Here is a 19,819-nt window from a genome sequence, read left to right as displayed (position 1 = left end):
CGCCTTCGAAGGCCGCCTGACCCCGAGCAACAACTGACACCTCAACAACCAAGATCAGCCGTTAAATTGACACACCCGCGAAATCCGCCACGTTCCTGTCCAGCGGATCGTCGGTGTACTGATGAAAGCGCCACTTGGCCTTGATGCGGGGCTTGCCCGCCCTGACGTAGTCGGCGATCCAGAGGGCGTCGCCCGCGTATGACGTCGTGTCGACGTTGAGCCAATAGTTCCTGTTGCAGTACAGGACGACCGGATTGTTCGGCCGTAGGTCCTTCACCTTGCGGATGAACAGGTCCTTCTCCGCGTTGGTCGCGTGGGTGCCCTCGCTCGTTGTTTCCCAGTCGACGGCGAGGATGTCGCCCGCCTTTTCCGGGGCGTGCTTCACGAAGTACTCCGCCTGGGCCGTGAGGTTGCCGGGCCAGAGGAAGTGGTAGAAGCCGACCACCAGGCCGGCCTCGCGGGCCCGCTTCGTCTGGGCGGAGAGTCTGGGGTTGACGTAGGAACGGCCCTCCGTCGCCTTGATGAAGACGAAGGAGAGCCCTTCCGTGTCGTACGTCGACGGCTGGTACGCGCTCACGTCGATGCCGCGCAGCATGTGGGGGCTCCCTGAAGTGTCAGTGGGGGGACGGGAGTTGTTGTATGCCCCAGTTGCGCGCGGCGGGAACGTTCAGCACTCGATGATGTTCACCGCGAGCCCGCCCCGCGCCGTCTCCTTGTACTTCACGCTCATGTCGGCGCCGGTCTCCTTCATCGTCTTGATGACCTTGTCCAGGGACACCTTGTGCGAGCCGTCGCCCCGCATCGCCATCTTCGCCGCTGTGACCGCCTTCACCGCGGCCATGCCGTTGCGCTCGATGCACGGGATCTGGACCAGGCCGCCGACCGGGTCGCAGGTCAGGCCGAGGTTGTGCTCCATGCCGATCTCGGCCGCGTTCTCCACCTGCTCCGGCGAACCGCCCAGCACCTCGGCCAGCGCGCCCGCCGCCATCGAGCATGCCGAGCCCACCTCGCCCTGGCAGCCGACCTCGGCGCCGGAGATGGAGGCGTTCTCCTTGAAGAGCATGCCGATCGCGCCGGCGGCGAGCAGGAAGCGGACCACGCCGTCTTCCTTTTCTCCTTCGGAGGCTGCGCCCGCCGCGAAGTTGATGTAGTAGTGCAGCACTGCGGGGATGATGCCCGCGGCGCCGTTCGTCGGCGCCGTCACCACCCGGCCGCCCGCCGCGTTCTCCTCGTTCACCGCCATCGCGTAGAGCGTGATCCACTCCATCGCGTGCGCCAGCGGGTCGCCCTCCGCCCGCAGTTGCCGCGCGGACACCGAGGCCCTGCGGCGTACCCGCAGTCCGCCCGGCAGGATGCCCTCCCGCGACATGCCGCGCGAGACGCACGCCTGCATCACCCGCCAGATCTCCAGCAGGCCGGTGCGGATCTCCTCCTCCGTCCGCCAGGCCCGCTCGTTCTCCAGCATCAGGGAGGAGATCGACAGGCCCGTCTCCTTCGTCAGGCGCAGCAGCTCGTCGCCCGTACGGAAGGGGTACTTCAGGACCGTGTCGTCGAGCTTGATGCGGTCCGCGCCCACCGCGTCCTCGTCCACGACGAAGCCGCCGCCGACCGAGTAGTACGTCTTCGACAGCAGTTCCGCGCCCGAGGCGTCGAAGGCCCAGATCGTCATGCCGTTCGCGTGGTACGGCAGCGCCTTGCGCCGGTGCAGGATCAGGTCGTCGTCGAAGGAGAACGGGATCTCGTGCTCGCCGAGCAGCGACAGCCGGCCCCCGGAACTGATCGCCGAGACCCGGTCGTCCGCCGTCTCCACGTCCACCGTCCGGGGAGACGCGCCCTCCAGGCCGAGCAGTACGGCCTTCGGGGTGCCGTGGCCGTGTCCGGTCGCGCCCAGGGAGCCGTACAGCTCGCACCGGACCGAGGCGACGGACTCCAGGAGCCCTTCGTTGCGCAGGCGCCGTGCGAACAGGCCGGCCGCACGCATCGGGCCGACCGTGTGGGAGCTCGACGGGCCGATGCCTATCGAGAACAGGTCGAAGACCGAGATGGCCACGGGAACTCCTCCAGAGAGGGCGGGGGCGCACATCGTCGGGCGCCCCCCGCCAGGGAACTACTACTTGCTCAAACCGGGATACAGCGGGTGCTTGTCGGCAAGCGCCTTGACCCGGGTCTTCAGCGCCTCCGCGTCGTAGGACGGCTTCAGCGCCTGTGCGATCACGTCCGCGACCTCGGCGAAGTCCTCGGCCGTGAAGCCGCGGGTGGCCAGGGCGGGCGTGCCGATCCGCAGACCGGAGGTCACCATCGGCGGCCGCGGGTCGTTGGGGACGGCGTTGCGGTTGACCGTGATACCGACCTCGTGGAGACGGTCCTCGGCCTGCTGCCCGTCCAGTTCGGACTCGCGCAGGTCCACCAGGATCAGGTGGACGTCGGTGCCGCCGGACAGGACGTTGACCCCCGCCTCGCGGGCGTCGGCCGCCGTCAGCCGCTCGGCGAGGATGCGCGCACCCTCCACCGTACGCCGCTGCCGCTCCTTGAAGTCCTCGGAGGCGGCGACCTTGAAGGAGACCGCCTTCGCGGCGATCACGTGCTCCAGGGGGCCGCCCTGGAAGCCGGGGAAGACGGCGGAGTTCAGCTTCTTCGCGAACTCCTTGCCCCGGGCGAGGATGATGCCGCCGCGCGGGCCGCCCAGCGTCTTGTGGGTGGTGGAGGTGACCACGTCGGCGTGGGGCACCGGGTTGGGGTGCAGCCCCGCCGCGACCAGGCCGGCGAAGTGCGCCATGTCGACCCACAGGTACGCGCCGACCTCGTCGGCGATCCGCCGGAAGGCCGCGAAGTCCAGCTGGCGCGGGTACGCCGACCAGCCGGCGATGATCACCTTGGGGCGGTGTTCCTTGGCGAGCCGCTCGACCTCGGCCATGTCGACCAGACCGGCGTCGTCGACGTGGTAGGCGACCACGTTGAACTGCTTGCCGGAGAAGTTCAGCCGCATTCCGTGGGTCAGATGGCCGCCGTGGGCCAGGTCCAGACCGAGGATGGTGTCGCCGGGCTGGGCCAGCGCGAACAGCGCGGCCTGGTTGGCGGAGGCACCCGAGTGCGGCTGCACGTTGGCGTACTCGGCGCCGAACAGCTCCTTGACCCGGTCGATGGCGATCTGCTCGGTCACATCGACGTGCTCGCAGCCGCCGTAGTAGCGGCGCCCGGGGTAGCCCTCGGCGTACTTGTTGGTCAGGACGGTGCCCTGGGCCTCCATGACCGCGACGGGCGCGAAGTTCTCGGAGGCGATCATTTCCAGGGTGGACTGCTGGCGGTCGAGCTCGGCGTCGACCGCGGCGGCGACCTCCGGGTCGAGCTCGTGCAGGGGCGTGTTCAGGACGGACATGCGTCTCAGACTCCTCAGCCGGCGGAAAAGGCGGTGTACTCGTCGGCGGAGAGCAGGTCGGCCGGCTCCTCCGTCACGCGTACCTTGAACAGCCAGCCGCCCTCGAAGGGGGCGGAGTTCACCAGCGACGGGTCGTTCACGACGTCCTCGTTGATCTCGGTGACCTCACCGTCGACCGGGGAGTACAGGTCGGAGACCGACTTGGTGGACTCCAGCTCGCCGCAGGACTCGCCCGCGGTCACCGTGGAGCCGACCTCGGGGAGCTGGGCGTAGACGACGTCACCGAGCGCGTTGGCCGCGAACTCCGTGATGCCGACCGTCGAGACGCCGTCCTCGGCGACCGACAGCCACTCGTGCTCCTTGCTGTAGCGCAGCTGCTGGGGGTTGCTCATGGCCTGAATTCTCCTGTACGCGGGGGAGTGCTGGTGAATGGGGGACTGCTGCAAGCATGCGTGAGCAGCGGTGATGTGCTCAGCATCACCTGCGGCGCGTTACTTCTGGCGCTTGTAGAAGGGCAGCGCCACGACCTCGTACGGTTCGTGGCTGCCCCGGATGTCCACGCCGACGCCCGCGGTGCCGGGCGCCGAGTGCGCGGCGTCGACGTAGGCCATGGCGATGGGCTTGTCCAGCGTGGGGGAGGGGGCGCCGGAGGTGACCTCGCCGATGACCTCGCCGCCGGCGACGACCGGGTAGCCGGCGCGCGGCACGCGGCGGCCCTCCGCGATCAGGCCGACGAGGACGCGCGGCGGGTTGGTCTCCGCACGCCTGGCGGCCTCGGTGAGCGCCTCGCGTCCGACGAAGTCGCCCTCCTTCTCGAACTTGACCACCCGGCCGAGACCGGCGTCGAAGGGGGTCTGCGAGGTGGTGAGCTCGTGGCCGTACAGCGGCATGCCCGCTTCAAGACGCAGGGTGTCCCGGCAGGACAGGCCGCAGGGGATCAGGCCGGCGCCCTCGCCCGCCTTGGTGAGGGCCTGCCACAGCTCGACCGCGTCCTCGGGCTTCACGAACAGCTCGAAGCCGTCCTCGCCGGTGTATCCGGTGCGAGCGATCAGCGCGGGGACGCCGGCGACGGTGCCGGGAAGCCCGGCGTAGTACTTCAGGCCGTCGAGGCCGGCGTCGGTGAGCGAGCCGAGGATGCCCGGGGACTCGGGGCCCTGCACGGCGATCAGCGCGTAGGCGTCCCGGTCGTCGCGGACCTCGGCGTCGAAACCGGCGGAACGATCCACCAGCGCGTCCAGCACCACCTGGGCGTTCGAGGCGTTGGCGACGACCATGTACTCGGTCTCGGCGAGGCGGTAGACGATCAGGTCGTCGAGGATGCCGCCGTCGGCCCGGCAGATCATGGTGTAGCGGGCGCGGCCGGCCTTCACGCCCCCGATGTTCCCGACGAGGGCGTAGTCGAGAAGTGCGGCCGCCTGCGGTCCGGTGACCGTGATCTCGCCCATGTGGGAGAGGTCGAAGAGGCCGGCCCGGGTGCGCACGGCGTTGTGCTCGTCGCGCTCGGAGCCGTAACGCAGCGGCATGTCCCAGCCGGCGAAGTCGGTCATCGTCGCGCCCAGCGAACGATGCAGGGCATCGAGGGCGGTACGGCGGGGTTCGGTACTGCTCATCGGACGGTCGTCTCCCAAGGCATGACTGGCGAGGTCGTTCCTCCCCATCTGTCATCGGAACCTGAGAGGTTCGCCATGATCGGAAAAGGATCCTGGCTTGCACCTTGGGTGGGACCACCGCAACGGCGGTCCGCTTTTCAGATGTGCCTCGCCCGCGCGGTAACGGGGCCTGAGAGATTCAAGGGAGGGACTTGCTCCTTCGGCGCCCCAGCTGAAAGCTGGGGACTCTCCCGCGCGGATTCAAACGGCCGGTATGCAGTTGGCGCGGCCATCATTGCATGGCGGAGGCTTCCGTGGGCAGGCCGCATCTGTAACCGGCTTGTGGCGGTACGCGCACGAAAACGCGAGAGATCGCGCATTACCTTCTCTTTACGTTCAGTGGGGAGGGGAGATCCCGAACCCGGAGGAGGACGATGACGGTGAACAGGACCACGGCGTACGCGACGACGTCGGGCCTTGCGCTGCCCAAGCGGCCCGTGGCCCCGGCCCTCGAAGCCCGCGGCACGCTCCGCGCACCCGTCGTCCGCGACCTGCGCGAACGCGACGGCCACAGCCCGCACGCGCTGCTCTTCGGGCCCCGGGACCTCGTCGTGATCACCGGCCTGCCCGGCAGCGGCAAGTCCACGCTGATGCGGCGGGCTGTGAAGGGCCCGCGCATCGACTCCCAGGACACCCGCGACCGCTGGGACGCCCGGATGCCGGGCTTCCTGCCGTACGCGGTCTACCGACCCCTCGTCCGGCTCGCCCACTACGCGGGGCTGTGGCGTGCCCTGCGCTCCGGCAAGGGCGTCGTCGTGCACGACTGCGGTACCCAGGCCTGGGTGCGCGGCTGGCTGGCCCGCGAGGCGCGGCGCCGGGGCGGCACGCTGCATCTGCTGCTCCTCGACGTGACCCCGGACGAGGCGCTGAAGGGCCAGCGTGCGCGCGGTCGCGGTGTCTCGCGGTACGCCTTCCTGCGGCACCGCTCGGCGGCGGGCCGGCTGCTGCGCGCGGTGGAGAAGGGCGAGCTGCCCCAGGGCTGCGGCTCGGCGGTGCTGATCGACCGCCCGGCGGCGGGCGTGCTCCGGCGGATCGGCTTCACGGGCTGAGCCCCGGTCGGTCCACAGGCGCTAGCCTTTTCAGCCATATCAGTGGTTCACGGCAGGCGGTCAGACAGATGGACTTCCCGGCGGATCTCCCCGCGGACTTTCCGGCGCAGGCACACCCCCATCCGCACGGTGGATGGCCCGGCAACGAGCTGGAGGAGGTGCTCTCCGCCTCCCTCGGCGTGCCCTCGGCGGGCGGCCGGATCATCGAGGTCCTCGGCCGCAGCTTCCTCTGGGTGCCGCTGCCCTCCGGCGGCGGCCCGCACAGCGGCCCGCTGGACCTGCCGACGCTGGAGATCGCGGGCCAGGCCTATGTCCCGGTCTTCAGCTCCGAGGAACAGTTCCGCCAGGTCGTCGGCTCGCACATGTCGTACACGATCGCCCCCGCGGTGGAGTTCGCCCGCGGTCTGCCCCCGCAGGTGGGCATAGCGGTCAACCCCGACGGCGTGGTGGGCATCCCCCTCCCGCCGCCGGCGGTAGCCGAGCTGTGCCGGGTGGGCCGCACCCCGCTGGACGGCCCCGCGAGCGGCGGCCGCGTCAAGCTCTACGAACCGGACTGGCAGGACGACCCGGTCGACTTCCTCTCCGCGGCCTCCGCCGAGTTCGCGGCGACCGGCGTGGTCACCACGGCCCGCCGCTGCCTGGCCGCCATCGAAACGGCGGACCCGGTGATGTTCGTAGGGGTGGAACTCTCCAACTGGGAGGGCGACCTGCGCACGGCCCCGATGGACGCCCTGGGCCGAGCCCTGGGCAGGGTCCCGACGAACTGGCCGGTCAACCTGATCCTGCTGGACATGGCAGCCCAGGATCCGGTGGCGATGTGGATGCGGGAAAAGGTCCGGCCCTTCTACACGCGGGGCCAGTGAAGATACCTAGGGGCGCGGGGAACTGCGCGACCAGCCACACCGGACCCGCAGACGCAAGAGCGCAGCAAGTCCCGAGCGCGTAGGCGGCCTTAAGCTAGGGTCACGGCTCGGTCGGACAAAGGTTGAAGGGGCGGTACAGGTGAGCGCCAGCGGCATCGCGGCCGGGCAGGTCGAGCACATGCTGCGCCAGGTCACGCCCGGGCGGTACGACGCCTACGAGGCGCTCCTGCGCGCGCTCGCGACCCCGAACTCCGGCCAGATCTGGATGCTCCTGTGGCACGGCCAGGCCGGCTCCCCGGACGCCCAGTACGGGAACATGGAGGTCGATGGCTACGGCTACGCCCCCTGTGTCACCTCCGCCCAGGAGCTGTCGGCCAGCGGCTGGAACCGCAGTTACGAAGTCGTCGACGGTGTCGACGCGGCCCGCACCCTGTACCCGGACCACTTCGGCCTCTGGCTCAACCCGCACGCCCCGGGCGGCGGTGTCGGCATCCCCTGGCTCGACCTGCGCCGGATCGCCACCGGCCTGGACCGTCAGCCCGCCGGACCGCTGAGCCTGTCGGAGCCCGGCATCGAGATCCCGCACTTCTACGCCCTGCTCGCGCAGAACGCCCACCGCACCCCGGCCGTCCGTGCCCTGCGCCGCGCCTGGGTACAGCCGGCGCTCGGGGCGCCGTACCTCGCCATCGGCCTGGATGTGTACGACACCAGCCCGCCCGCCGTGGACTCGGTGCGCGCGATGATGCAGCAGTCCATCGGCGCGGTCCCCGACGGGCTGCCGGTGTCGACGGTGGCGATGTCCGACGAGTACGACCCGGTCGCCCTGTGGATGCGGGCGAGCGCCCGCCCCTTCTACGACCGTGAGGCCCACGCTGCGCAGGCGCCCGCCGCCGGCTACGGCTACCCGCCGGTACACGGCGGATACTGACCCCGTGACGGGCCATCGGCCGTTCACGTACCCGACACATTTCTTCGCGCGTAGATGACGCCGAAGGTCGTCAAACGCCCGATGTGTCCCAACTCCCTCCTGTCCGGCGTCCGCTGTCGGCTGTTCGGATAACGGAATCCCTAGTGCATCATCACGGTTGCGCATACTTTCGTCGCCAGGCCTGGCGGGTGATCGTGACGACGCTGAAGACTCCCGAGTCAGACACGGGATCGGTCGATCCTGTGATCGAGCGCAAGTCGACAAAGCCGTAATCCACGGCGGGCGTAGGCCGGTCACCACCGGCGAGAGGGGTCGGGTCACTGTGACCGCACCGATCGAGACCACCGGGGCAGCCGAGGCACAGCCGGAGGCTGTACTCAGCGGCGCCGACAAGGGGCAGATCGAGGGCCGTTCGCTCGGACAGATCGCCTGGTCCCGGTTCAAGAAGGACAGGGTCGCCGTGGCCGGCGGCATCGTCGTCATCCTGCTGGTGCTGCTCGCCGTTCTGGCCCGGCCCATCCAGGCCCTGTTCGGTCTCGACCCCAACGCCTTCAACCAGGACCTGATCGACCCCAACACCTCGCTGCCCGCCGGGGACTTCGGCGGGATGAGCATGGACCACCCGCTGGGCGTCGAGCCCAAGTTCGGGCGGGACATCGCCACCCGCATCCTGGAGGGCTCCTGGGTGTCCCTGGTCGTCGCGTTCGGGGCCACCATCCTGTCCAACACCATCGGCACGGTCCTCGGTGTGATGGCCGGCTACTACGGAGGGCGGGTGGACACGATCATCAGCCGTCTGATGGACACCTTCCTGGCCTTCCCGCTGCTGCTGTTCGCCATCGCCATCTCGGCGACGCTCCAGGGCGGTGCCTTCGGCCTGGAGGGTCTGCCGCTGCACATCAGCGTGCTGATCTTCATCATCGGCTTCTTCAACTGGCCCTACCTGGGCCGCATCGTCCGCGGTCAGACCCTGGCCCTCAAGGAGCGTGAGTTCATCGACGCCTCCCGGGGCATGGGCGCCAAGGGGCCGTACATCCTCTTCCGGGAGCTGCTCCCGAACCTGGTCGGCCCGATCATCGTCTACTCGACGCTGCTCATCCCGACGAACATCCTTTTCGAGGCCAGCCTGAGCTTCCTCGGCGTCGGCATCCAGCCCCCGCAGGCGTCGTGGGGCGGCATGCTCAGCGAGGCGGTCAACTTCTACAAGGTCGATCCGCAGTTCATGATCGTGCCGGGCCTCGCCATCTTCGTCACCGTCCTGGCGTTCAACCTGCTCGGCGACGGACTCCGTGACGCTCTCGACCCGCGCAGCCGCTGACATGCGGCCGCGTCGAGAGCCCATCAAGTTTCCAACTATGGAGGGGAAGCAGACCATCATGCGAAGGTCAGCGCTGGCCGCCATCGCGGCCATCGGCACTGTCAGCCTGGTGCTTTCGGGTTGCAGCAAGGCCGATGACAACAACGACAATGGCGACGGCAACAACAAGTCGGCCGGCGCCAACGCCGCGACCAAGGGTGTCGTCAACGCCTCCGACGCGAAGGGGGGCACGGTCACCTACGAGTACTCGGACGTGCCGGACTCCTTCGACCCGGGCAACACGTACTACGCGTACATGTACAACCTCAGCCGGCTGTACGCCCGCCCGCTGATGACGTTCAAGCCCGCCCCGGGCGAGGCCGGCAACGAGCTGGTCCCGGACCTCGCGTCGGCTCCGGGTGAGCCCAGCGACGGCGGCAAGACCTGGACGTACAAGCTGCGTGAGGGCCTCAAGTACGAGGACGGCACGCCGATCACGTCCAAGGACGTCAAGTACGCGGTCGAGCGCTCGAACTTCGCGCGTGACGTGCTCTCCCTCGGCCCGAACTACTTCCAGCAGTTCCTTGAGGGCGGCGAAAAGTACAAGGGTCCCTACAAGGACAAGAGCGACAAGGGCCTCGCGTCGATCGAGACGCCGGACGACACCACGATCGTCTTCAAGCTCAACCGCGCCTTCCAGGAGTTCGACTACCTGGTCGCCACCCCGCAGACGGCCCCGGTCCCGAAGGCCAAGGACAAGGGCGTCGACTACGTCAAGAGCATCGTGTCCTCGGGCTCGTACAAGTTCGAGAGCTACGAGGAGGGCAAGCAGGCCGTCCTCGTCCGCAACGAGAACTGGGACGCCGCGACCGACCCGCTGCGCAAGCAGTACCCGGACAAGATCGTCGTCAAGCTGAAGGTCAACGCCGAGACCATCGACCAGGACGTCAGGGCCGGTAAGGCGATCGACCTCGGCGGCAGTGGCGTCCAGGCCGCCACGCAGGCGGAGGTCGTGGGTGACCCCGCCCTCAAGGCCAACACCGACAACACCTTCGGTGGCCGTCTGGTCTACATGGCGATCAACACCAAGCTCGCGCCGTTCGACAAGGTCGAGTGCCGCAAGGCCGTGCAGTACGCGGTCGACAAGAACTCGGTGCAGACCGCGCTCGGTGGCCCGATCCGCGGTGACATCGCCACCACGGTCCTGCCGCCGGACATCCCGGGCTACCAGAAGACCGACCTGTACGCCACCCCGGACAACAAGGGTGACGCCGCCAAGGCCAAGGAGCAGCTGAAGGCCTGCGGCAAGAGCTCGATCAGCACCAACATCTCGGCGCGCAGCGACCGTCCGCAGGAGATCGCCGCGGCGACCGCGATCATCAACTCGCTGAAGCAGGCCGGCATCAACGCCACCCTGAAGCAGTACCCGTCGGGCAAGTACTTCACCGACAGCGCGGGTGTGCCGAAGTTCAACAAGAAGCAGAACATCGGCCTGCACATGATGCAGTGGGGTGCCGACTGGCCGTCCGGCTACGGCTTCGAGCAGCAGATCCTGCACGGTGACGCGATCGGTGCCTCCGGCAACACCAACCTGTCGCAGCTCGACAACGCCGACGTCAACTCGATGCTTGAGAAGGCCATCGCGACCGAGGACGAGAACGAGCGCAACAGCCTCTACGCCGAGATCGACAAGAAGACCATGGAGGAGGCGGCCCTCGTTCCGCTGACCTACTTCAAGGTCCTGCTGTACCGCCCGGCCGGCTTCACCAACCTGGTCTCCACGGCGGCCTTCAGCGGTCAGTACGACTACCTCAACATCGGCACGACCAAGAAGTAGCCCCGGAAGGCAGGTGAAGGCATTGGTGCCCGCGGGCTTCGCGGCCCGCGGGCACCAGCGCCGATCCCCGTGATCTCGTATATCCTCCGCCGGACGGTCGCAGCGGTGATCCTGCTGCTGGTCGTCACCGCGGTCACCTTCGCGATCTTCTTCCTGCTGCCGAGACTGGCGGGCCAGACGGCCGACCAGCTGGCTCAGCAGTACATCGGGAAGAGCCCCTCGAAGGCCGACATCGAAGCGGTCAAGCAGAACCTCGGTCTCGACCAGCCCGTCTACGTCCAGTACTGGGACTTCATCAAGGGGATCGTCTCCGGCGCGACCTATGACCTGGGCCCGACCACCGCGCAGTGCAACGCGCCCTGCTTCGGCTACTCCTTCAAGACCCACGTCCAGGTCTGGCCGCAGCTCACCGACCGCCTGCCGGTGACGATGTCCCTGGCCGCCGGTGCCGCCGTCATGTGGCTGCTGGGCGGTGTCACGGCCGGTGTGATCTCCGCGCTCAAGCCGCGGTCGTTCGCCGACCGGACGTTCATGGGCATCGCCCTCGCCGGTGTCTCGCTGCCCATGTTCTTCACGGGCCAGCTCGCGCTGTTCCTCTTCACCTACAAGTGGCCGATCTTCGGCCGCGAGTACGTCCCCTTCACCGAGAACCCCTCGCAGTGGGCCAACACACTGTTCCCGGCGTGGTGTTCACTCGCCCTGCTCTACTCGGCCATCTACGCCCGGCTCACCCGCTCCGGCATGCTGGAGACGATGAGCGAGGACTTCATCCGTACCGCCCGCGCCAAGGGCCTGCGCGAGCGGAACGTCGTGGCCAAGCACGGGCTGCGGGCGGCGCTGACGCCGATCATCACCGTCTTCGGCATGGACCTCGGGCTGCTGCTCGGTGGTGCCGTGATCACCGAGACGGTCTTCTCCCTGCACGGCATCGGTGAGTACGCGGTGCAGTCCATCCGGGACAACGACCTGCCCCCGATCCTCGGCGTGACCCTGCTCGCCGCGTTCTTCGTCGTGATCGCAAACTTCCTGGTGGACCTCTTGTACGCCGCCGCCGACCCGCGGGTGAGGCTCTCGTGACCGAACTCTCCAAGACCGGTGCCGCAGTGGGGGAGCCCGTCAAGGCCCCCTCCGACGCGCCCGCCGCGTTCCTCGAAGTCCGCGACCTCAAGGTGCACTTCCCGACCGACGACGGCCTGGTCAAGTCCGTCGACGGGCTCAGCTTCAAGCTGGAGAAGGGCAAGACCCTCTCCATCGTCGGCGAGTCCGGCTCGGGCAAGTCGGTCACCTCGCTCGCGATCATGGGCCTGCACCGGCTCGGCGCGCGCGGCAAGAACGTCCAGATGTCCGGCGAGATCTGGCTCGACGGCAAGGAGCTGGTCTCCGCCGCCCCGGACGAGGTGCGCCGGCTGCGTGGCCGCGAGATGGCGATGATCTTCCAGGATCCGCTGTCCGCGATGCACCCGTACTACACGATCGGCAACCAGATCGTGGAGGCGTACCGGGTCCACCACGACGTCTCCAAGAAGGTCGCGCGCAGGCGGGCCGTCGAGATGCTCGACCGGGTCGGCATCCCCGAGCCCGCCAAGCGTGTCGACGGCTACCCGCACGAGTTCTCCGGCGGTATGCGCCAGCGCGCGATGATCGCCATGGCACTGGTCAACAACCCCGAGCTGCTCATCGCGGACGAGCCGACGACCGCCCTGGACGTCACCGTCCAGGCGCAGATCCTCGACCTGATCCGGGATCTGCAGAAGGAGTTCGGCTCCGCGGTCGTCCTCATCACCCACGACCTCGGTGTGGTCGCCGACATCGCCGACGACGTGCTGGTGATGTACGGCGGCCGGTGCGTGGAGCGCGGCCCGGTCGACGACATCTTCGAGCGGCCGCAGCACCCGTACACCTGGGGTCTGCTCGGCTCGATGCCCCGCATCGACCGTGAGACCTCCGAGCGGCTCATCCCGGTCAAGGGCCAGCCGCCGAGCCTCATCAACGTCCCCTCGGGCTGCGCCTTCCACCCCCGCTGCCCGTACGCGGACGTCCCCAAGGGCGATGTCACCCGCACCGTGCGCCCCGAGCTGACGCAGGTCGGCACCGGACACTTCTCCGCCTGCCACCTCTCGCCCGAGGACCGCACGCGGATCTGGACCGAAGAGATTGCGCCGAAGCTGTGAGCGATACAAAGAAGACGGACGTGGTCGTCCCGGCGCAGGCGTCGGCTCCCGACGAGCGTGAGGTGCTGCTCAAGGTCGAGGGCCTGCAGAAGCACTTCCCGATCCGCAAGGGTGTGCTCCAGCGCCAGATCGGCGCGGTGAAGGCCGTCGACGGCATCGACTTCGAGGTGCGCAAGGGCGAGACCCTGGGCGTGGTCGGCGAGTCGGGCTGCGGCAAGTCGACGATGGGGCGGGTCATCACCCGGCTCCAGGACCCGACGGGCGGCTCGATCCACTTCGAGGGCAAGGACATCACGCGGCTGAACACGGCCGGGATGCGCCCGCTGCGGCGGGACATCCAGATGATCTTCCAGGACCCGTACGGCTCCCTGAACCCCCGGCACACCATCGGCTCGATCGTCTCGGCGCCCTTCCGGCTCCAGGGCGTCGAGCCCGAGGGCGGGGTGAAGAAGGAGGTCCAGCGCCTGCTGGAGCTGGTCGGCCTGAGCCCCGAGCACTACAACCGCTACCCGCACGAGTTCTCCGGCGGTCAGCGCCAGCGCATCGGCATCGCGCGGGCACTGGCGCTCAAGCCGAAGCTGGTGGTGGCGGACGAGCCGGTCTCCGCCCTCGACGTGTCGATCCAGGCGCAGGTCGTGAACCTGATGGACGACCTCCAGCAGGAGCTCGGCCTGACGTACGTGATCATCGCGCACGACCTGTCCGTCGTCCGCCATGTCTCGGACCGGATCGCGGTGATGTACCTCGGCAAGATCGTCGAGCTCGCCGACCGCACCTCGCTGTACGAGGCTCCCATGCACCCGTACACCAAGGCGCTGATGTCGGCCGTACCGGTGCCGGACCCCAAGCGCCGGGGCGCCAAGAGCGACCGCATCCTGCTGCGCGGCGATGTGCCCTCGCCGATCGCGCCGCCGAGCGGCTGCCGGTTCCACACGCGGTGCTGGAAGGCGACGGAGATCTGCAAGACGACCGAGCCGCCGCTGCTGGAGCTGCGCCCCGGCCAGCGGGTCGCCTGCCACCACCCCGAGAACTTCGAGGACCAGGCCCCGCAGGACACGGTCCTGCTGACCGCCGCGAAGGAGGCGGCGGTACTGGTGTCCGACGAGGTGCTGGCGGAGTCGGCGGAGACTTCGGCGGCGGTGGCGGCGGAGGTCGAGGCGACCTCCGAGGAGTCCACCGAGGACGCTTCCGACAAGCCGGAAGCCCCCGAAAAGCAGGGCTGAGACCTCAAGTCCGACCGGGCCCCCGCCTTGTAATGAAAGGCGGGGGTTCGTTTCCGGGTAAGAATGGCAGGGTGTTCCAGCAACTCTTCACCCCGTCCGTCCAGCACACGCTCGACCTGATCGGCATCTTCGTCTTCGCCATCTCCGGCGCCCTGCTGGCGGTCCGCAAGAACTTCGACGTCTTCGGCATCGCCGTCCTCGCCGAGGTCACCGCACTGGGCGGAGGGCTGTTCCGGGACCTGATCATCGGATCCGTACCGCCCGCCGCCTTCACGGACCTGGGGTACTTCGTGACCCCGCTGTTCGCCGCGCTCCTGGTCTTCTTCCTGCATCCGCACGTGGAGCGCATCCAGACCGGCGTGAACGTCTTCGACGCGGCCGGCCTCGGCCTGTTCTGCGTCACCGGCACGACGAAGGCGTACGACCACGGCCTCGGCCTCACCCAGTCAGCCGCCCTGGGTCTCGCCACCGCGGTCGGCGGCGGCGTCCTGCGCGACGTGCTCGCCAACGAGGTCCCCTCCCTGCTGCGCTGGGACCGCGACCTCTACGCGGTCCCGGCGATCGTCGGCGCCACGATGGTCGTCCTGTGCATCCGCTTCGACACCCTGAACTCCGTCACCAGCGCTGTCGCGGCGGCCACCGCCTTCGTCCTGCGCCTGCTCGCGATGCGGTACCACTGGCGGGCGCCACGGGCGTGGAACCGGCGGTCGACGGTGCGGGAGGAGTAGGGGGTGGAGTTGCGGGTCGAGCAGCGGGTGGAGTCATCGGGGGAGCGGATGGAAAAGCTACCGCTTAGTAGTTGGTTGTTGTACCGTTCAGTCATGCCAGAAGCAGCCTCCGCGCCGGCCACGCAGGCCACGATCGGCGACAGCGAGTTCGACCGCGACACCGCGCTCACCCGGCGCGAGCCCGGGGTCTACGACATCGACCTCTCCGCCGGCTGGACCATCATCAACGCCGTCAACGGCGGCTATCTGCTGGCCGTCCTGGGCCGCGCGCTCTCCGACGCCCTGCCGCACGCCGACCCGTTCACGATCTCGGCGCACTACCTGACCGCGTCCCAGCCCGGCCCGGCGGTCGTCCGCACCTCGGTGGTCCGCACCGGCCGCACCCTGTCGACCGGCCAGGCCTCGCTCCTCCAGTACGACGAGCAGGGCCGGGAGATCGAACGCATCCGCGTCCTCGCCTCCTACGGCGACCTCGACACGCTCCCGGACGACGTCCGTACGACGGCGAAGCCGCCCGCGTTCCCGCCGATGGACCAGTGCTTCGGCCCCGAGGACGGTCCCGCCCCCGTCCCCGGCAGCTCCGCCATCACCGACCGCCTGATGATCAAGCTGGACCCCTCGACCCTGGGCTGGGCCCTCGGCGCCCCGTCCGGAAAGGGCGAGATGCGCGCCTGGTTCGGCCTGGCCGACGGCCGCGACGCGGACCCGCTCTCCCTGCTCCTGGCGGTGGACGCCCTGCCGCCGACGGCCTTCGAACTCGGCATCAGGGGCTGGGTCCCCACGGTCGAACTGACGGTCCACGTCCGCACCCGCCCGGCCCCGGGCCCCCTGAGGGTGTCGATCACGACCCGCAACCTGGCGGGCGGCTTCCTGGAGGAGGACGCGGAGGTGTGGGACAGCGAGGACCGCTTGGTGGCCCAGTCGAGGCAGTTGGCAAGGGTCCGTCTCGGCTGACGTCACGAGGATCCGTCTCGGCTGACGTCACGAGGATGCGGGCGCCCCTCGTAGCCTGACCGGGTGAAGTCGGACCGCCTGCTCTCCATCCTCCTGCCGCTCCAGAACCGTGGCCGCGTCACCGCGACCGAACTGGCCGAGCGGCTGGAGGTGTCGGTCCGCACGATCTACCGGGATGTCGAGGCGCTGTCGATATCCGGCGTCCCGGTCTACACCGAGCGCGGCCGGCACGGCGGCATCGAACTGCTCGCCGGCTTCCGTACGGGCGTCACGGGCCTGACCGCGGACGAGTCCCGAGCTCTGTTCGTCCAGGGCGCCCACGCCGCCCTCGGCCTGGACACGGCGCTCGGCTCGGCCCTGCGCAAGGTGATGGCCGCCCTTCCGGCACCGCACCGCCCGGCCGCCGAGGTGACCTCCCGCCGCATCCGCGTGGACGCCACCCGCTGGAAGGGCGGTCCGCAACCGGCCGCGGACCTGGATGTGCTCCAGGACGCGGTCTTCACCGACCGGCGCCTGAAGCTGCGGTACCGCCACGGCGGGGAGACCGGGAACCGGACGGACACCGTCGACCCCTACGGCCTGGTCGCCAAGGCGGGTGTCTGGTACCTGGTCGCCGACCGCCGGGGAAAGCCGCGGCTGTTCCGGGCCGACCGGGTGCGCTCGGCGACGGTCCTGACGGGCCCGGTGAAACGCCGGCCGGGCGTCGAACTCGCCGATGTCTGGGGGGAACTGCGCCGCCAGGTGGGGGAGCGCCCCGGCGCGATCGACGTGACCGTCCGCGTCCGCCGCGACCGTCTCGACCTGTTCCGGCGTATCAACGGCCCCTGGCTGACCGCGCTCCCCGAGGGCGGGGACGACAGCGAGTGGGTGACGGCCCGGCTGTCGTACGGCTTCCTCGGCGAGGCCCGCCAACTGCTGGCGTTCGGCGACCAGGTGGAGGTCGTGTCGCCGCCCCAGGTGTGCGCGGAGCTGGTCCGCACGGCGGCCTCCGTCCTGGAGCTGTACCAGCGCTCCGACTGACTGACAGGGCGCGGCGGCTCTGCTGCTGCTCTCGCCCCTGGCGCTGGTGGCCTGTGGCCCCGGCGACTCGTCGTCGTCCTCGGACACGGGCGACTCCGGTCAGCAGAACTGCCGGCCGCCGTCGGGGATGCCGTCCGGGGTCCCGGGGCAGCGGGCTCAGCAGCAGGGCTGACGCAGAGCGCCCGTCGCGGCTCAGTCCAACCAGTGCCGGCGGCCGATGCTGATGAGCCGCATCCGCCGGGTGGCGACCTGGACGACCTGCGCCCGCTTCTCCTCGGCCCCCTCCTCCAGCGCGTCCAGGAAGAGCGAGGCCGTCATGAGCATCTGGTCGACGTAGAGGTTGGCCAGCATCAGCAGGTCGTGGTCGCTCCAGCCCTCGGACATCGGGTCCTTGGCGAGCTCACGCTTCACTTCCTCGCCGAACCGGGCGAGTTGGTCCTGGATGGCCTCCCGGACGGACTGGACCCCGCCGTGCCGTTCACGGGCGATGAACCGGACGTGGGCCGGGTGCGCGGTGACGTGGCCGGCGATCAACTCGACGGCGCGGGCTATGCGTTCGTCCGGGTCGCCGTCGGCGGAGACGGTGGTGCGGATCATCGGGTGGAGGCTGCCGAGCGCCTCCTCGACGAGGGCGACGCCGAGATCCGCGGTGGAACGGAAGTGCCGGTAGAAGGCGGTGGGGGCGACACCGACGGCGCGGGTGACCTCGCGCAGGCCCAGACTGCTCAGGCTCTGCTCCTCCAGCAGTCCCAACGCGGCGTCCAGGAGCGCCTGGCGGGTCTTCTGTTTCTGGGCCTGCCGGATGCCGAGGGTGTGACTCATGCCATGCAGTTAACAACTGTTCTCTGGAATTGAAAAGCCGTCGGGCGCGCTAGACTCGGAAGTCAGTGAACAAGTGTAACTACAACCGTTCACCGAAATGTAACGAGACGCATCTCGGAGGGGGATCCCATCCCATGCTGTTCCTCGTCGCCGCGCTCCTGCTGCTGGGCGTCGTCCTGGGCACCGTGGCCCACGCGCCGCTCGGCTTCACCGTCGTCGCCGCCGTAGTGATCGCCGTATGGCTCGGCATCTTCGCGCTCCGCGAGCGCCACGCCCGCCGCACTCACTGAGGGAGCTGACCCACCATGCAACTCACCGCCCCGGCCACCAGCCGCACCGGCGTCCGCGACACCGACGGCATGGCCGTAGCGTCCTTCATCCTGGGCCTCGTAGGCCTCCTGGTCCTCAACGTCTTCCTGGGCCCGATCGCCATAGTCCTGGCAGCGGTCGCCCTCTGGCGCGGCACCCAACGCCGAGGCCGCGCCTACCTGGGCCTCGGCCTGGGCGTGGCGGACCTGTTGGTCCTGGTGGCGTTCATGCAGGCGGACGGCACGGTCTCCTGGAGCTTCTGAGGGAACCCGCGTAGCCGCGCCGCCGATTCAGGTGCACCCCAGGTGGCGCCCGGCCCGAGCCAAGCGGAGCGGGCCCGTAGAATCGGCGTCACCATGGCTTACCTCGACCACGCCGCGACCACCCCGATGCTCCCCGAGGCGGTCGAGGCACTCGCCGCGCACCTGACCGTCACCGGCAACGCCTCGTCCCTGCACGCGGCCGGCCGCCAGGCCCGCCGCACCGTCGAGGAGTCCCGCGAAACCCTCGCGGAAGCACTGGGTGCCCGCCCCAGCGAGGTGATCTTCACCTCCGGCGGCACCGAGGCGGACAATCTCGCGGTCAAGGGCCTGTACTGGTCACGCCGGGACGCCGACCCGGCCCGCACCCGGGTCCTCGCGTCCCCCGTCGAACACCACGCCGTCCTCGACGCGGTGCACTGGCTCGGCGAACACGAGGGCGCCACCGTCGAGTACCTCCCGGTGGACGAGTACGGACGGGTCCACCCCGAGGCCCTGCGCGAAGCCATCACCCGCAACCCCGACGACGTGGCCCTGGCCACCGTCATGTGGGCGAACAACGAGATCGGCACCATCATGCCGATCCGTGAACTCGCCGACGCCGCCGCCGAGTTCGGTGTCCCCCTGCACGCGGACGCCGTCCAGGCCTTCGGCCAGCTCCCGGTGGACTTCGCCGCATCCGGCCTTGCCGCGATGACCGTCTCCGGCCACAAGATCGGCGGCCCGTACGGCATCGGCGCACTGATCCTCGGCCGTGACCACACCCCCGTCCCCGTCCTGCACGGCGGCGGACAGGAGCGCCAGGTCCGCTCCGGCACCCTCGACGTCCCCGCCGTCGCCTCCTTCGCGGTCGCCGGCCGGCTGGCCGCCGAGCAGCGCGAGTGGTTCGCCCGGGAGATCGGCGCCCTGCGCGACGACCTCATCGCGGCGGTCCGCGCGGCCGTCCCGGACGCGATCCTCGGCGGCGACCCGGTCGACCGCCTCCCGGCCAACGCCCACTTCATGTTCCCCGGCTGCGAGGGCGATTCCCTGCTGCTCCTGCTCGACGCCCAGGGCATCGAGTGCTCCACCGGCTCCGCCTGCACCGCGGGCGTCGCCCAGCCCAGCCACGTCCTGCTGGCCACCGGCACCGACCCCGACCTGGCCCGCGGCACCCTCCGCTTCTCCCTCGGCCACACCTCCACGGAGGCCGACGTCGAGGCGGTCGCCAAGGCGATCGGCCCGGCGGTGGAACGGGCCCGCGCCGCGGGCCTGACCTAGTGCCGCGACAGGCAACGTTCGCCCCGTCGCGACGCCCGGCACGCACTCTCGCCGCACCGGCCGAAAGCCCAAG

At 69.6% G+C, this 19,819-nt stretch carries 20 protein-coding genes and 1 riboswitch; of the genes, 14 read left to right on the top strand and 6 right to left on the bottom strand.

The features are described from left to right. Positions 1-61 precede the first annotated feature (61 nt). From RMT89_RS37520 to gcvT, 5 genes are all read right to left on the bottom strand, one after another. Entirely contained in the window at positions 62-595 is a 534-nt protein-coding gene (locus RMT89_RS37520) for a glycoside hydrolase family 25 protein (RefSeq protein WP_315888247.1), read from the bottom strand. Positions 596-667: 72 nt separating this feature from the next. Then, positions 668-2,050: an L-serine ammonia-lyase gene (locus RMT89_RS37515; RefSeq protein ID WP_315888246.1), complete on the bottom strand. Its 1,383-nt coding sequence runs from the start codon at positions 2,048-2,050 to the stop codon at positions 668-670. 60 nt (positions 2,051-2,110) lie between these two features. After that, positions 2,111-3,376 carry a serine hydroxymethyltransferase gene (gene glyA, locus RMT89_RS37510; protein ID WP_315888245.1) on the bottom strand — a complete coding sequence of 422 codons (1,266 nt, stop codon included), beginning with the start codon at positions 3,374-3,376 and terminating at the stop codon, positions 2,111-2,113. A 14-nt stretch (positions 3,377-3,390) separates the two neighbouring features. Beyond that, the gene (gene gcvH, locus RMT89_RS37505; protein ID WP_315888244.1) at positions 3,391-3,768 is read right to left on the bottom strand and encodes a glycine cleavage system protein GcvH; all 378 of its coding nucleotides are present in this window, start codon (positions 3,766-3,768) and stop codon (positions 3,391-3,393) included. A 99-nt stretch (positions 3,769-3,867) separates the two neighbouring features. Then, the gene (gcvT, locus tag RMT89_RS37500; RefSeq protein ID WP_315888243.1) at positions 3,868-4,986 is read right to left on the bottom strand and encodes a glycine cleavage system aminomethyltransferase GcvT; all 1,119 of its coding nucleotides are present in this window, start codon (positions 4,984-4,986) and stop codon (positions 3,868-3,870) included. A 147-nt stretch (positions 4,987-5,133) separates the two neighbouring features. After that, positions 5,134-5,229, bottom strand: a riboswitch (glycine riboswitch). A gap of 170 nt (positions 5,230-5,399) precedes the next feature. Between gcvT and RMT89_RS37495 the strand changes: the two genes are divergently transcribed. The 11 genes from RMT89_RS37495 to RMT89_RS37445 all read left to right on the top strand — a co-directional run bounded on the left by RMT89_RS37495 (position 5,400) and on the right by RMT89_RS37445 (position 17,095). Further along, a complete protein-coding gene (locus RMT89_RS37495) occupies positions 5,400-6,074 on the top strand; it encodes an AAA family ATPase (RefSeq protein ID WP_315888242.1) in 675 nt (224 codons plus the stop codon). A gap of 68 nt (positions 6,075-6,142) precedes the next feature. Further along, positions 6,143-6,937, top strand: coding sequence for an enhanced serine sensitivity protein SseB (locus RMT89_RS37490; RefSeq protein WP_315888241.1), 795 nt, complete (start codon positions 6,143-6,145; stop codon positions 6,935-6,937). Positions 6,938-7,076: 139 nt separating this feature from the next. Further along, positions 7,077-7,865: an enhanced serine sensitivity protein SseB C-terminal domain-containing protein gene (locus RMT89_RS37485; protein ID WP_315888240.1), complete on the top strand. Its 789-nt coding sequence runs from the start codon at positions 7,077-7,079 to the stop codon at positions 7,863-7,865. A gap of 322 nt (positions 7,866-8,187) precedes the next feature. Then, positions 8,188-9,183, top strand: a complete 996-nt coding sequence (locus RMT89_RS37480) for an ABC transporter permease (RefSeq protein WP_315888239.1) — start codon at positions 8,188-8,190, stop codon at positions 9,181-9,183. Between the two features lie 37 nt (positions 9,184-9,220). Then, positions 9,221-10,999: an ABC transporter substrate-binding protein gene (locus tag RMT89_RS37475; RefSeq protein WP_315888238.1), complete on the top strand. Its 1,779-nt coding sequence runs from the start codon at positions 9,221-9,223 to the stop codon at positions 10,997-10,999. Between the two features lie 69 nt (positions 11,000-11,068). Beyond that, positions 11,069-12,076 carry an ABC transporter permease gene (locus RMT89_RS37470; RefSeq protein WP_315888237.1) on the top strand — a complete coding sequence of 336 codons (1,008 nt, stop codon included), beginning with the start codon at positions 11,069-11,071 and terminating at the stop codon, positions 12,074-12,076. After that, positions 12,073-13,170 (top strand): ABC transporter ATP-binding protein, encoded by a 1,098-nt coding sequence (locus tag RMT89_RS37465; RefSeq protein ID WP_315888236.1) that lies wholly within the window; start codon positions 12,073-12,075, stop codon positions 13,168-13,170. The genes RMT89_RS37470 and RMT89_RS37465 overlap by 4 nt, the downstream gene beginning before the upstream one ends. After that, positions 13,167-14,393: a dipeptide ABC transporter ATP-binding protein gene (locus tag RMT89_RS37460; protein WP_315888235.1), complete on the top strand. Its 1,227-nt coding sequence runs from the start codon at positions 13,167-13,169 to the stop codon at positions 14,391-14,393. The genes RMT89_RS37465 and RMT89_RS37460 overlap by 4 nt, the downstream gene beginning before the upstream one ends. 71 nt (positions 14,394-14,464) lie before the next feature. Beyond that, positions 14,465-15,121, top strand: a complete 657-nt coding sequence (locus RMT89_RS37455; protein ID WP_315888234.1) for a trimeric intracellular cation channel family protein — start codon at positions 14,465-14,467, stop codon at positions 15,119-15,121. Between the two features lie 93 nt (positions 15,122-15,214). After that, positions 15,215-16,075, top strand: coding sequence for a thioesterase family protein (locus RMT89_RS37450; RefSeq protein WP_315888233.1), 861 nt, complete (start codon positions 15,215-15,217; stop codon positions 16,073-16,075). A 63-nt stretch (positions 16,076-16,138) separates the two neighbouring features. Next, positions 16,139-17,095 (top strand): YafY family protein, encoded by a 957-nt coding sequence (locus RMT89_RS37445; protein ID WP_315888232.1) that lies wholly within the window; start codon positions 16,139-16,141, stop codon positions 17,093-17,095. Between the two features lie 192 nt (positions 17,096-17,287). Here the strand turns inward: RMT89_RS37445 and RMT89_RS37440 are convergent, their stop codons facing one another. After that, entirely contained in the window at positions 17,288-17,917 is a 630-nt protein-coding gene (locus RMT89_RS37440; RefSeq protein ID WP_315888231.1) for a TetR family transcriptional regulator, read from the bottom strand. A 134-nt stretch (positions 17,918-18,051) separates the two neighbouring features. Here RMT89_RS37440 and RMT89_RS37435 point away from each other — a divergent pair, with 134 nt between their 5' ends. The 3 genes from RMT89_RS37435 to RMT89_RS37425 all read left to right on the top strand — a co-directional run bounded on the left by RMT89_RS37435 (position 18,052) and on the right by RMT89_RS37425 (position 19,746). Further along, complete coding sequence (locus RMT89_RS37435) at positions 18,052-18,207, top strand: hypothetical protein (protein WP_315888230.1); 156 nt, start codon at positions 18,052-18,054, stop codon at positions 18,205-18,207. Between the two features lie 15 nt (positions 18,208-18,222). Further along, complete coding sequence (locus RMT89_RS37430) at positions 18,223-18,489, top strand: DUF4190 domain-containing protein (protein WP_315888229.1); 267 nt, start codon at positions 18,223-18,225, stop codon at positions 18,487-18,489. A 93-nt stretch (positions 18,490-18,582) separates the two neighbouring features. Then, positions 18,583-19,746: a cysteine desulfurase family protein gene (locus RMT89_RS37425; RefSeq protein WP_315888228.1), complete on the top strand. Its 1,164-nt coding sequence runs from the start codon at positions 18,583-18,585 to the stop codon at positions 19,744-19,746. The last annotated feature ends 73 nt before the right edge of the window (positions 19,747-19,819 follow it).

This window comes from Streptomyces sp. P17, assembly GCF_032436805.1.
Lineage (GTDB): Bacteria > Actinomycetota > Actinomycetes > Streptomycetales > Streptomycetaceae > Streptomyces.
This window is presented reverse-complemented; position numbering and strand designations above follow the sequence as displayed.